At 69.4% G+C, this 12,495-nt stretch carries 9 protein-coding genes and 1 riboswitch; of the genes, 5 read left to right on the top strand and 4 right to left on the bottom strand.

The window, feature by feature from the left end; genetic code table 11:
* Positions 1 to 19 precede the first annotated feature (19 nt).
* Both ACN26Z_RS15045 and ACN26Z_RS15040 read right to left on the bottom strand, forming a co-directional pair.
* Positions 20 to 2,410 carry a ribonucleoside-diphosphate reductase subunit alpha gene (locus ACN26Z_RS15045; protein WP_421461825.1) on the bottom strand — a complete coding sequence of 797 codons (2,391 nt, stop codon included), beginning with the start codon at positions 2,408 to 2,410 and terminating at the stop codon, positions 20 to 22.
* Positions 2,411 to 2,535: 125 nt separating this feature from the next.
* A riboswitch (cobalamin riboswitch) is annotated at positions 2,536 to 2,740 on the bottom strand.
* A gap of 620 nt (positions 2,741 to 3,360) precedes the next feature.
* Positions 3,361 to 4,368, bottom strand: a complete 1,008-nt coding sequence (locus ACN26Z_RS15040) for a helix-turn-helix domain-containing protein (protein WP_421461824.1) — start codon at positions 4,366 to 4,368, stop codon at positions 3,361 to 3,363.
* A 254-nt stretch (positions 4,369 to 4,622) separates the two neighbouring features.
* Here ACN26Z_RS15040 and ACN26Z_RS15035 point away from each other — a divergent pair, with 254 nt between their 5' ends.
* The gene (locus ACN26Z_RS15035; RefSeq protein ID WP_421461823.1) at positions 4,623 to 4,901 is read left to right on the top strand and encodes a hypothetical protein; all 279 of its coding nucleotides are present in this window, start codon (positions 4,623 to 4,625) and stop codon (positions 4,899 to 4,901) included.
* A 111-nt stretch (positions 4,902 to 5,012) separates the two neighbouring features.
* Positions 5,013 to 5,474: a hypothetical protein gene (locus ACN26Z_RS15030; protein WP_421461822.1), complete on the top strand. Its 462-nt coding sequence runs from the start codon at positions 5,013 to 5,015 to the stop codon at positions 5,472 to 5,474.
* On the opposite strand, the gene ACN26Z_RS15025 is transcribed toward ACN26Z_RS15030, so the two are convergent.
* Positions 5,475 to 5,726 (bottom strand): nuclear transport factor 2 family protein, encoded by a 252-nt coding sequence (locus ACN26Z_RS15025; protein ID WP_282238740.1) that lies wholly within the window; start codon positions 5,724 to 5,726, stop codon positions 5,475 to 5,477. It lies immediately after the preceding gene.
* A gap of 207 nt (positions 5,727 to 5,933) precedes the next feature.
* Between ACN26Z_RS15025 and ACN26Z_RS15020 the strand changes: the two genes are divergently transcribed.
* Positions 5,934 to 6,644, top strand: a complete 711-nt coding sequence (locus ACN26Z_RS15020; RefSeq protein WP_282238741.1) for a hypothetical protein — start codon at positions 5,934 to 5,936, stop codon at positions 6,642 to 6,644.
* A gap of 186 nt (positions 6,645 to 6,830) precedes the next feature.
* Here the strand turns inward: ACN26Z_RS15020 and metH are convergent, their stop codons facing one another.
* Positions 6,831 to 10,346 carry a methionine synthase gene (gene metH / locus ACN26Z_RS15015; protein ID WP_282238742.1) on the bottom strand — a complete coding sequence of 1,172 codons (3,516 nt, stop codon included), beginning with the start codon at positions 10,344 to 10,346 and terminating at the stop codon, positions 6,831 to 6,833.
* Between the two features lie 301 nt (positions 10,347 to 10,647).
* Between metH and ACN26Z_RS15010 the strand changes: the two genes are divergently transcribed.
* Together ACN26Z_RS15010 and ACN26Z_RS15005 are read left to right on the top strand one after the other, a co-directional pair.
* Positions 10,648 to 11,517 carry a PAC2 family protein gene (locus tag ACN26Z_RS15010; protein ID WP_093402074.1) on the top strand — a complete coding sequence of 290 codons (870 nt, stop codon included), beginning with the start codon at positions 10,648 to 10,650 and terminating at the stop codon, positions 11,515 to 11,517.
* A gap of 129 nt (positions 11,518 to 11,646) precedes the next feature.
* Positions 11,647 to 12,438, top strand: a complete 792-nt coding sequence (locus ACN26Z_RS15005) for a GntR family transcriptional regulator (protein ID WP_093402073.1) — start codon at positions 11,647 to 11,649, stop codon at positions 12,436 to 12,438.
* Positions 12,439 to 12,495: the final 57 nt, after the last annotated feature.

Raw genomic sequence — 12,495 nt, 5'->3', positions numbered from 1 at the left:
TCGGGTTCGGAAACAGTTGTCACTGGCACGCCTCGCAGCTCTCGGGGTTTTCCAGGGAGCAGGCCAACGCCTCGTCGTCGCTGACCGCGACGATCGGCCTGGCCGCCGGGGTGACGGCGACGGTGGCCTGCTGGATCCGGGTCGCCGGACGCGACCGCAGGTAGTAGGTGGTCTTCAGCCCGGCCTTCCAGGCGTACAGGTACATCGAGGAGAGCTTGCCGATGGTCGGCGCGCTCAGGAACAGGTTCAGCGACTGCGACTGGTCGATGAACGGAGCGCGGGCGGCGGCCAGGTCGACAAGCGCCCGCTGCGGCAGCTCCCACGCGGTACGGAACAGCTCCCGCACCTCCTCGGGCAGCTCGGCGATGCCCTGCACCGACCCCTCGGCCCGCTTGATCTGCTCACGGATCGGCGCGGTCCACAGCCCGCGCGCCTTCAACTCCCGCACAAGGTACGTGTTGATCTGGAGGAACTCGCCGGACATCGTCTCCCGCTTGAACAGGTTGGACACCTGCGGCTCGATGCACTCGTAGCACCCGGCGATCGAAGCGATCGTGGCGGTCGGCGCGATCGCCACCAGCAGCGAGTTGCGCAGGCCGTGGCGGGCGATCTGCTCCCGCAGCGCGGTCCACCGCGACGCCTGCGTCACCTCCGCGCCCCACAGGTCGGGATGCAAGTCACCCTTCGCGGCGCGGGTTTCGGCGTACGCGGGGTGTGGGCCGAACCGCTCGGCGAGCCCGGCCGACGTCTCCAGCGCGGTCAGGAAGATCTCCTCCTGGACCCGGGTCGACAACTCCCGGGCCGGTGCCGAGTCGAACGGCAGACGCAGGGTGAACAAGGCGTCCTGTAGCCCCATCAGGCCGAGCCCGACCGGGCGCCAGCGCGGGTTCGACACCGCCGTCTGCTCGGCCGGGTAATAGTTGATGTCGATCACCCGGTCGAGGAACACCACAGCCGTGCGTACCGTGGCGCGCAGCTTCTCCCAGTCGACACCGTCGGCGGTGACGTGCGCGCCCAGGTTGACCGACCCGAGGTTGCACACGGCCGTCTCGGTGTCGCTGTTGACCTCCAGGATCTCCGTGCACAGGTTCGACAGGTGGATCGTGTTGCCGGGCGCACCGGTCTGGTTGGACAGCCGGTTCGCCGCGTCCTTGAACGTCATCCAACCGTTGCCGGTCTGCGCGAGCGTACGCATCATCCGGCCGTAGAGATCGCGGGCCTTGACCGTCCGCACGGCCTTCTTCTCCGCCGCCCGGTACGCCTCGTCGAACGCCTCGCCGAACAGGTCCGGCAGCTCGGGCGCGTCCGACGGGTCGATAAGCGACCAGTCGCCGTCCGCCTCGACCCGGCGCATGAACTCGTCCGGGATCCAGTTCGCCAGGTTCAGGTTATGGGTACGCCGGGACTCCTCCCCGGTATTGTCCCGCAACTCCAGGAACTCCTCGATGTCCGGGTGCCACGGCTCCAGGTACACGCAGGCCGCGCCCTTGCGCCGGCCACCCTGGTTGACCGCCGCCACCCCCGCGTCGAGGGTCTTGAGGAACGGCACGATGCCGTTGGATCTGCCGTTGGTGCCCCGGATCAACGCGCCCCGTCCCCGGACCCGTGACCAGGAGATGCCGATCCCGCCGGAGAACTTCGACAGCTTCGCCACCTGGTGGTAACGCTCGTAGATCGAGTCGAGTTCGTCGCGCGGCGAGTCGACCAGGAAACACGACGACATCTGGGTGTGCCGGGTCCCCGAGTTGAACAGCGTCGGTGAACTCGGCAGGTACGCCAGGCTCGACATCAGCCGGTAGAACCCGATCGCCTCACCCGGGGTCTGCGACAGCCCGCAGGCCACCCGCAGCAGCCAGTACTGCGGCGTCTCCACCACCAGGCGGGTCTGCGGATGCCGCAGCAGGTAACGGTCCGCGACGGTACGCAGCCCGAAGTACTCGAACCGCAGGTCACCGTCCGGGTCGACCGCGTCGTCCAGCTTGCGGGCGTTGCGGGCCACGAACTCCGCGGTAGCGTCTCCGATCAGCCCCAGGCCGTGGGCGTAGCGGATCGACTGGCTGAAGCTGGCCACCTGCTGCCCACGGACCTCCTTGTCCACGTACGCGGCCAGCAGCCTAGCCGCCAGCTTCGAGTACTGCGGCTCCGTACCGATCAGCTCGGCGGCCGTCTGAATGGACAGCTTGTCCAGCTCGGCGGTGGTGGCACCGTCGTACAGGCCGCTGATGGTCTTGGTGGCCACCCGCAGCGGATCGACCTCGTCGAGGTCGGTCACCCACCGCTCCACCGCCCGGACGATCTTGTTGACGTCCACCGGTTCCGTGGCGCCGTCGCGTTTGCGGACCTGCATCACCTGCCGGCGCTGCTCCGACACACCTGCGTCGGAGGCCGGCGCCTCCCGCACGACCGTCACGTCTCTCTCCTCGCGCCGTCTGCTCAGGGCCTCGGACACGCGGGAGGACGCCACGGGATCCGCGCAGGCGGCACGGCCCGTTCATGGCGTCGGCCGTCCCACGCGGCCTGCGGCCGCCACCCACGAGTGCGGGCGGCGTGCTGGCAGGTCTTCGGACTCGTGGGCGTGCTTACGCGCTCCTACTGGCCGTCGCTTCCCAGGCCGGAGCCCAGTGCTTCGTGACGGCTGTCGTTCCCACTCACCGCTGCGGGGCAGCCCCGGATTCACACCGGGTTCCCTCTTGCCTCGGCCGCCCCGGATGGGCGCCGAACCAGCTACGAGTGACACCATATATGGGCGACCCGCGAACGCAAGACACCAGATGGTGTGTCGGCGTGTCCTGCAACGTGGGTCACATCCTGCTACGCCGGTCCGTGCTTGACCGGTCGCAGGCCGGCCAGCGTACGAAAAGGACGGCGGATGCGACGGGATGCTGATCGTCGGTCACGCCCCGGCGTGGCTACCCGTCCCGCAGGTGCACCGCAGCCACGCGAGGAACCGGGTCGTCAGCTCGCCGGGATCCTCACGCGGCAGGTCGTCCAACGCCGCCGTCAACAAGGCACCCGCGTACATCGACAGGCCCACCCGGTCCCGGCCGTACGCCTCGGCGGCCGTCGCATGCCGGCCACCGGGTGTTGCGCCGGGCCTGGTCGAGCAGGCGTTGCCGGGCGGCCTTCTGCTCGACAGCCTCCCGCCACTGCCCGCCGTCCGCCAGCGGTATCGGCCGCCGCCGCAGCCACCACCAGAACCTGCGCCACCTGCTCACGCCATCACCTCCACCGAAGTTCGGGACGGGGGCGGCGGTACGTGGGGGCGCACCGCCACCACCCACAAGAATCGTGCGATGGCGGTGGGTGCTCAGGGCAGGTGCGAGGCGTCCGGCGCCCTGTCCGGGACGGTTGACGGACAGCTCAGCCGGTGGCGACCGCGAGTGCCTGCCGATATTCCTGCGTCCATGCGGCTTCCCGCTGGTCAGGCGGCAACCCGGCCAACCCGGCCCGCAGGTTGTCGATGCCGGCCGACGTGTCGCCGAGCGCCAGATAGGCCAGCCCGAGACCCATCCTGCTGAACGTGGGCGTCAGCCAGTAGGCCAGGACCGGCGCCTGCTCACGCTCGGCCGCCTCGGTGAGGTCGCTCGCCTCCCCGAGGAGCCCTACCGCTGAGTTCCGGTCGCCGAGTAGCGCAAACCCATGGGCGGCCTGGACCGCGTCGCCGACGCGTTGCAGCGCCGTCGCCCCGGGTGTGTGGTACGCGGTGAGGAAATGGCGCACGATGCCGCGCGGGTTGCCTCGCTGCCGCTCCAGGTAGCCTCGGAAGTTCTCCACCTGCGCCGCGAGCGGGCCACTGTCAACGGCGTCGGCCTGCCTGGCGGCCTCGATCAGCACCTGTATCGCCTCACCGTCGTTGCGGGCTTCCGCATGCAACCAGCCGACGAACTGCGTCCACTCCGCCACCACCCCGTGCAGTTGGCCGGCGTACGGCCCGGCAGCCCGCTCGGCGAGTTGCTGCATGGTGGACCACTGCGCCACCATCGCCGGCAGTGTCACCGGAGCCGGCAGGACGTCGTCGAGGCGGCGTTGCGCGGCCAGCACCTCGGCGAGCAGCCGCACCGCAGCGGCGTCGAGGCGGGTCGGTTCGGCGAGCACGTACGCCAGGCGGTCATCGTCGTCGGGGGTGGTCACGGTCGGCGCATCGACGACCATCGCGGCCAGCGTCCCGCCGGCCTCCAGGGTGTCGTCAAGGTGCGCGGCGAGTTCTCGGGACGGTCGGGTCCGGCCCGTCTCGAGGTCGTGCACGTAACTCTTCCCGACGTACGCGAGGCGGGCCAGATCACGCAGTGACAGGCCACGGACACGTCGAAGTCGGGCAAGCTCAGCGGGAAACCGTGGGTCAACGATGGTGCGCGCGCTCGGCGGCATGACGAAGCTCCCGGGTGAAGGACTATGCGGCGGTCTGCTGGCCTCCACACCAGCGAGCCGCCACAATCGACGGTACTCGGCTCCGACGTGCGGCGGCAGCAACCGCCGAATGAGCCGGGCACGTGTCGGCGAGATGGCGAATCGCGCGGACCTGTCGAATTCAGTCAGCGAAGGCGGGATGGCTACGCGTCTTCGTCACCGTCCTGAAACCCAACCGAGGTGGCAGGTCGACGCCGCGCTGTAATCGTCAGAGCATGGTCGCTCGAACGCGCGCGAGGACACGGCGGATCGTCGCCACCCTGGCCGCCACACTGCTCATGCTGACCGCGCTGACCGCCTGCACGCCAGAGATCAAGGGCATCACCGTGGATGCTGACGGCCGACCGCTCGCCGCGCTGGCCTGGTGCGCGGACAAGCCGCCGGACGTGATTGTCCTTGCCACCGAACGCGCGGTCTCGCCCACCCCGTCCGGCGCTCCGGAACCATCCGCGAATTGGCCGAGCTGGCCGGCCTGCAACCAGGATCAGCCATGATCACCGCAATCGTGAACAACGACGAGGTACCGAAGTACGTCTCCCTCGACGAGTTCGCACGCCTCGGCAGGGCCGAGTGCTGACCTCGCTCGGTTCTGCCGTCCTGGCCGGGTGAAGCCCAACCTGGAGAGAATCCCGGGGAAGCAGGACCGACTCGCGGAGGAGATCCTCGCCCGCGCGCCGCGACGCATCGAGCAGAGCTTCGTACGCTCCCTCGACCCCACCAACGCGCTCGCCCTCGGCCACTACGGTGCCCGCCTCGCCACCCTGGCATTGCGCCAGAACTCCGTCGATCTGCTACGCCGCTCAGTGCTGGCGACCGGCCTCGCCCGATGTCTGGCGTCCGATGACGACCGGGACTTCATGCTGGCTCTGGCAGTGCCGTGGATCGTGGCACAGCAGCTCGGCGAAGCCCCCGTCGAGGTATTCGCCACGGTCGGCGACAGCCTGCCGGACGGGCCGGTCGCCAGACTGGTCCACACCTTCGGTGCCCGTACCGACATCACCCTGGAAGCCTTCGGCTGGGAACTGGTGACGACATCCGACGGCCCGGACTTCCGGCCGGCGTCCTGATCACAGAAGCACCTCGGGAGTGCCGGCTTGCGCCTGGCCGACGGCCTGAGCGATGGCGAGGGTGTGCTGATACTCGCGCCACTGGGCCAATTTGCCGTGGCTGGTCCGCAGTACCCCGATGAACGGTGCCGAGGCGGTGACCCCGGTCGCCGTGTGTGTGCCGACCAGTTCGTACTCGACCACGATCACGTCGGGGTCGCCGGTCTCGTGCACGACCACGTTGCGGCAGCCGCCGCAGGTGACCGCAGCCATGTTCAGTGCGGCGACGACCAATCTGGCGTCGTGGTGGGCGCGCCGGAAGTGGTACGGCGAGTGTATGAACTGGGAGCACGCCAGCACACGCGCAAATGGGGCAATGGGTTGCCTGCGCAGCGCGAAAACAGCACCGGCGTGCCGCCGGACGTTCGTCTATGCTCGCTCGTATTTCCTGCAACTGCCGAGCGGTGGAGAGGGAGAGCCATGTCGGACTGGTTGGACTTGTTGGAACGGGGGTCCTGGTTTGCGGCGATAGCAGGTACGCTGGTCGCTGTCATCGTGGCCGTACAAGCGTCGAACACCTCCTCTAGGATGAAATCGACGCTGGATATGGCGAGGCCCTTTGTCCGCGCGTTGGCGCTCTCCCTGGACAAGCCAGAAATCCTGGCCGCATACGAATCCGAGTGTACGACCGCCAAGGAGATCCTGCGCAAGAAGACGCGCCGCAGGCTCGGTGTGGCAGGAGTGGTACTTGGCATCCCGGCATTTTCGGTAACCGCTGCCTTACTTCTTCCTGAGGTTCCTAATCGCACCGAGATGCGGTTCTCCATCGGCGACGCAGCACAGCAGGAATGCACGACCGGCGGTCTGAACTTCGCAATGCATACCACCTGCACCAATCGCTGGTTCCTTGACTCGCCAGGGCAGGCAATCCAGGCACAGGCCACCCTCTCGGGTCCGGCACGCCAGAGAGATCTGAGCATCGTCGTTGATGGCTGCTCGGACCGCGCGCAGGTTCGGTGGGAGCTACTCGCCGATGGCGAAACTCTCGGCAATGGCGTGGCTGGTTCTGGGAGCCAGGAACAGGAACTGCGCGTACCTAAGGGCAAGTCATCGCTCACCATCCGAGCCGAGCGAATCGATGATAATTCGTGCTCCGCAGAACTCGTCGTCGAGGCCATCCAGTGGCCCTAGTACTTCAGTAGGAGATCCGTTTCCGGGCTCGGTGGGGTCATGTCGGGTGTAGTGACTGATCTTGGCTTTGGTTTGGTGCCGGCCTCGGAAGGTGGACCACACGATGACGTTGCCGACGCGTCGGGTGGGTTCTGGTTCAACGCCTACCGCAGGTGCCGGAAGTGCAGGTCACGGCACCTGCGGGCGTCACTTGGCGTTGAAGTAGCTGGCCTCGGGGTGGTGGACGACGATGGCGTCGGTGGCCTGCTCCGGCATCAGCTGGAACTCCTCCGACAGCTGCACACCGATCCGTTCGGCGCCGAGCAGCTCCACGATCTTCGCCCGGTCCTCCAGGTCGGGGCAGGCCGGGTAGCCGAACGCGTACCGGCAGCCCCGGTAGTCGGTGCGCAGCAGGCCGGCCAGGTCGGCCGGGTCGTCGTCGGCGACGGTACGGCCGTCGGGCAGCTTCCACTCGGACCGGACCCGCTTGTGCCAGTACTCGGCGAGAGCCTCGGTGAGCTGCACCGACAGCCCGTGCACCTCCAGGTAGTCGCGGTACTCGTTGCGGGCGAACAGCTTCGCCGCGTACTCGCTCACCGGCTGACCGACGGTGACCAGCTGCAACGCGACCACGTCCAGGGCGCCGCCGCGCGGGCGGAAGAAGTCGGCCAGGCAGAGCCGCCGCTCCTGCCGCTGCCGGGGGAAGGTGAACCGGGCCCGCTCGGCGTGCCCGTTCTCGTCCAGGACGACCAGGTCGTTGCCCTCCGAGTACGCCGGGAAGTAGCCGTACACCACGGCCGCCTCCAACACCTGGTCGGCGATCAGCCGGTCCAACCAGTAGCGCAGCCGGGGTCGGCCCTCGGTCTCCACCAGTTCCTCGTACGACGGGCCCTTGCCGCCGCGCGCACCGCGCAGCCCCCACTGGCCCATGAAGGTGGCCCGCTCGTCCAGCAGCGCCGCGTAGTCGGCCAACGGCACCCCCTTGACCACCCGGGTGCCGTGGAACGGTGCGACCGGCACCGGCACGTCGACCGCGACGTCGGAGCGTACCGAGGTGTCGTGCAACTCCGGCAGCGACTCGGCGACAACCGCGCGCTGCCGTTCCCGACGGGCCCGCCGGGCCGCCAGGGCCGCCTCCCGCTCGGCGTCGACCACGGGAGCGCCGCCGCGCTTGGCGGCCATCACCCGGTCCATCAGGGACAGCCCCTCGAAGGCGTCGCGGGCGTAGTGCACCTGGCCGGGGAACATCGACCGCAGGTCGTCCTCGACGTACGCCCGGGTCAGCGCCGCGCCACCGAGCAGGACCGGCCAGCGCTCCGCGACCCCGCGCGACGCCATCTCGACCAGGTTCTCCTTCATGATGACGGTGCTCTTGACCAGCAGGCCCGACATGCCGATGGCGTCGGCGCGGTGCTGCTCGGCGGCGTCGAGGATGGCGGAGATCGGCTGCTTGATGCCGATGTTCACCACCTCATAGCCGTTGTTGGACAGGATGATGTCGACCAGGTTCTTGCCGATGTCGTGCACGTCGCCCTTGACGGTGGCGAGCACGATGCGACCCTTGCCGCCGTCGTCGGCCTTCTCCATGTGCGGTTCGAGGTACGCCACCGCGGTCTTCATCACCTCGGCCGACTGCAACACGAACGGCAGCTGCATCTGACCGGAGCCGAACAGCTCACCGACAACCTTCATGCCGTCCAACAGGATGTCGTTGATGATGAGCAGCGGGGCGGTGCCGGCCGCCATCGCCGCGTCGAGGTCGGCTTCCAGGCCGTTACGCTCGCCGTCGATGATCCGCCGCTTGAGCCGCTCGTTCAGCGGCAGGGCCGCCAACTCCTCGGCCCGGGTGGCACGCGCCGAGGCGGCGTCCACGCCTTCGAAGATCTCGATGAACCGCTGCACCGGGTCGTAGCCCTCGCGCCGCCGGTCGTAGACCAGGTCGAGGGCGATCTCGCGCTGCTCGTCGGGGATCTTCGACATCGGCAGGATCTTGCTGGCGTGCACGATCGCCGAGGTGAGCCCGGCCTGCACGCATTCGTGCAGGAAGACCGAGTTGAGCACCTGCCGGGCCGCCGGGTTGAGTCCGAACGAGACGTTCGAGACGCCCAGTGTGAAGTTCACCCCGGGCCAGCGCCGGGCGATCTCCCGGATCGCCTCGATGGTCTCGATGCCGTCGCGGCGGGTCTCTTCCTGACCGGTGGCGATCGGGAAGGTCAGCGCGTCGATGAGGATGTCCGAGCGGTGCATGCCCCACCGACCGGTGAGGTCCTCGATCAGCCGCCCGGCAACCCGTACCTTCCACTCCGCCGTACGGGCCTGACCCTCCTCGTCGATGAGCAGCGCGACCACGGCGGCGCCGTGCTCGGCGACCACCGGCATCACCCGCGCGTACCGGGACTCCGGGCCGTCGCCGTCCTCGAAGTTGACCGAGTTGACCACGCACCGGCCGCCGAGCATCTCCAGGCCGGCCTCGATCACCGCCGGCTCGGTCGAGTCCAGCATGATGGGCAACGTGGAGGCGGTGGCGAACCGGCCGGCCAGCTCACGCATGTCGGTGGTGCCGTCCCGGCCGACGTAGTCGACGCAGAGGTCCAGCAGGTGCGAGCCGTCACGGGCCTGGCTCCGGGCAATCTCCACGCAGGACTGCCAGTCGGCGGCGAGCATCGCCTCCCGGAACGCCTTGGAGCCGTTGGCGTTGGTCCGCTCCCCCACCATCAGCACGCTGGCGTCCTGCGCGAACGGCACGTGGTGGTAGATCGAGGAGACCCCCGCATCGGTACGCGGCTCGCGGGCCACCGGCCGCACGTCGCGCAGCCGCTCGGCGAGCACCCGGATGTGCTCGGGAGTCGTGCCGCAGCAGCCACCCACCAGCGCGACGCCATAGTCGGCGACGAACCGTTCCAGCGCATCGGCCATGTCGTCCGGGCCCAACGGGAAGTACGCCCCGTCCGGGGTGAGCACTGGCAGACCCGCGTTGGGCATCACCGACACGGGGATGCGGGAATGCTGTGCCAGGTAGCGCAGATGTTCGCCCATCTCGGCCGGCCCAGTCGAGCAGTTCAACCCGATCAGGTCCACGCCGAGCGGCTCGATGGCGGTCAGTGCCGCGCCGATCTCGCTGCCCAGCAGCATGGTGCCGGTGGTCTCGACCGCCACGTGACAGATGATCGGCACCGTACGGCCCGCCTCGGCCATCGCCCGCTTGGACCCGACCACCGCCGCCTTGACCTGGAGCAGGTCCTGGCAGGTCTCGACGATCAACGCGTCCGCGCCGCCAGCGATCAGCCCGCCGGCGTTCTGCTGGTACGCGTCACGGAGGCTGGCGTACGAGGCGTGACCGAGGGTCGGCAGCTTCGTACCCGGACCGATCGAACCGAGCACCCAGCGGGGCCGCTCCGGGGTCGAGTACGCGTCGGCGGCCTCCCGGGCCAGCCGCGCCCCCACCTCGGACAGCTCCCAGATCCGGTCGGCGATGTCGTACTCGGCGAGGTTGGGCAGGTTCGCGCCGAAGGTGTTCGTCTCCACACAGTCCGCGCCCGCCGCGAGGTACGCCTCGTGCACCCCACGTACGACGTCCGGGCGGGTGACATTGAGAATCTCGTTGCACCCCTCCAGACCGTCGAAGTCGTCCAGGGTCAGGTCCGCAGCCTGCAGCATCGTGCCCATCGCCCCGTCGGTGACGAGGATCCGGTCTGCCAGCGCATCGAGCAACGAAGTCCGCACGACCTCAGGTTAGTGCGGTGGGACCGGCCCGCACCCCCGCGTGCCGTCCGATCCCACATTGTGTCATCGGGATCACGTTGCCCGCTTTGGTACGCATTGCCCAACACGTGCGCTGCCGACCGGTGTCCGCGCGGTCCTACGCCGTGTCGACGCCCGCCCCATCCGGCGCGGCCGACGGGCCGGGTCCGGGCCTGGCACGTAGGCTGACTGACGTGAAGGACTACAGCGACACCGCCACGCACCGTGGGCGGACGACCGGGACCATCTCCCGGACCGCCGGTGACGAGCAGGAGGTGACGGCGTGACCGAGTTCGACGGGCTGCCGGTGCTGCGGTCCCCGGTCGCCATCTGCGCCTTCGAGGGGTGGAACGACGCGGCGGACGCATCCACCGCGGCGGTCGAGCACCTGGAGCAGGTGTGGGAGGCCCGGCCCGTCACCGAGCTGGACCCGGAGGACTTCTACGACTTCCAGGTCAGCCGGCCCACCATTGCCATGTCCGACGGCGCCACCCGCCGGGTGGAGTGGCCGACCACCCGGTTCACGGTCGCCAGCCCCGCCGGCACCGAGCGGGACGTGGTGCTGATCCGCGGCATCGAACCGAGCATGCGGTGGCGGACCTTCTGCGAGCAGGTGCTGGAAATCTGCCACAGCCTGGAGGTCGAGCGGGTGGTGCTGCTCGGTGCTCTGCTGGCCGACGTGCCGTACACCCGGCCGCTGCCGATCAGCGGCAGCGCCTCCGACGCCGACGCCGCGCGCCGCTACCAGCTCACCCCGACCCGATACGACGGGCCGACCGGCATCGTGGGCGTGCTGCACGACGCCTGCACCCGGGCCGAGGTCGACGCCGTCTCGTTCTGGGTTCACGTGCCGCACTACGCCAACAACCCGCCCTGCCCGAAGGCCACCCTCGCCCTGCTGCACCGGGTCGAGGAGGTGCTGGATCTGCCGGTGCCCATGGCCGACCTGGCCGAGGAGGCCGCCGAGTGGGAACAGCGGGTACGCAGCGCCGCCGAGCAGGACGCCGAGCTGGGCGAGTACGTCCGCGAGCTGGAGGAACGCGTCGGTGACGCGGGCATCACCCCGTTGACCGGGGACGAGATCGCCCAGGAGTTCGAGAAGTACCTGCGCCGCCGGGGCGGATCTGCCGGCCCCACCGCCGGTTCCTGGTAACCCGCTACCCGTTCCGCTTTCGAGACCCCGGGTCGTTCGTCGGCCCGGGGTCTCGAAGTATGTGTCGGGGTGGCGGGGCTCACCACCCGTACGGCATCCTAGGAACCTAGCTGAAATGAGGAGGCGGGGATGCAGATCAACCCGGGGGCGGCCGAGTTCCCGCACCGGCAGATCGCCGCGCAGCTCAAGACCCAGATCCGCCGCGGCGACTGGGCGCCCGGCGAACGGCTGCCGTCCATCCCGGCCATCGCCGAGATGTTCGGGGTGGCCAAGCAGACCGTGCAACGCGCCGTCGACCAGCTGCGGGTCGAGGGCATCCTGATCACCAAACCCGGTTCCGGTACGTACGTGCGGGGCACCCGGCGGCGACTCAACCGGCTATCCCGGGGCCGCTACGGCGGCTTCCGCGGCTACCACACCGACCTGGCGGCCCGATATCGCCAGCAGCTCGTCTCCGTCGGCCGCTCCCCCGCGCCGCCCGAGGTGGCCGATGCGTTCGGCGTACCCGACGGCACCGAGCTGCTCTGCCGCCGCCACCTCGTCCGCACCGAGGACGCACCGGTCGAGGTGGGCGCCTCCTGGTTCCTGCCCGCCGACACCGCCGGCACCACACTCGAGCGGGCCGAGGCGTTCGGCCGGCCGCTCTACCAGGAGGCAGAGGAGGCCACCGGCCGCCGGTACGCGACCGCCACCGACACCATCACCGCCCGCCAACCCAGTCGCGAGGAGTCGGAGACCCTCCAGATCCGACCGGACACCCCGGTGCTGCACCTGCTGCACGTGGCGTACGACCCGCAGCGCCGGCCCATCGAGGTCGCCCAGGCCACCTGGCCGGGCCCGGTCACCACGCTGACCGAGGAGTACCAGATTCCCGCCCCCACCGCCGAGCCGGACCCGGACCCCGGCCTCGTCCTCGGCTGACCCCCACCACCTCACGTCCGCCACCCCTGGAGCCCTCGCCCCGACGGGGAACAGGTA

The organism is Verrucosispora sp. WMMD703 (assembly GCF_049178935.1).
GTDB lineage: Bacteria > Actinomycetota > Actinomycetes > Mycobacteriales > Micromonosporaceae > Micromonospora > Micromonospora sediminimaris.
The sequence above is the reverse complement of the archived record's forward strand: the minus strand, read 5'-3'. Positions and strand labels throughout refer to the sequence as shown.

What these genes read in the sequence shown, in the direction of transcription:
- ACN26Z_RS15040 (WP_421461824.1), bottom strand. Translation starts at nt 4,368, where the DNA reads ATGCCGCCGAGCGCGCGCACCATCGTTGACCCACGGTTTCCCGCTGAG.
- ACN26Z_RS15035 (WP_421461823.1), top strand. Translation starts at nt 4,623, where the DNA reads ATGGTCGCTCGAACGCGCGCGAGGACACGGCGGATCGTCGCCACCCTG.
- ACN26Z_RS15025 (WP_282238740.1), bottom strand. Translation starts at nt 5,726, where the DNA reads ATGGCTGCGGTCACCTGCGGCGGCTGCCGCAACGTGGTCGTGCACGAG.
- ACN26Z_RS15005 (WP_093402073.1), top strand. Translation starts at nt 11,647, where the DNA reads ATGCAGATCAACCCGGGGGCGGCCGAGTTCCCGCACCGGCAGATCGCC.
- ACN26Z_RS15020 (WP_282238741.1), top strand. Translation starts at nt 5,934, where the DNA reads ATGTCGGACTGGTTGGACTTGTTGGAACGGGGGTCCTGGTTTGCGGCG.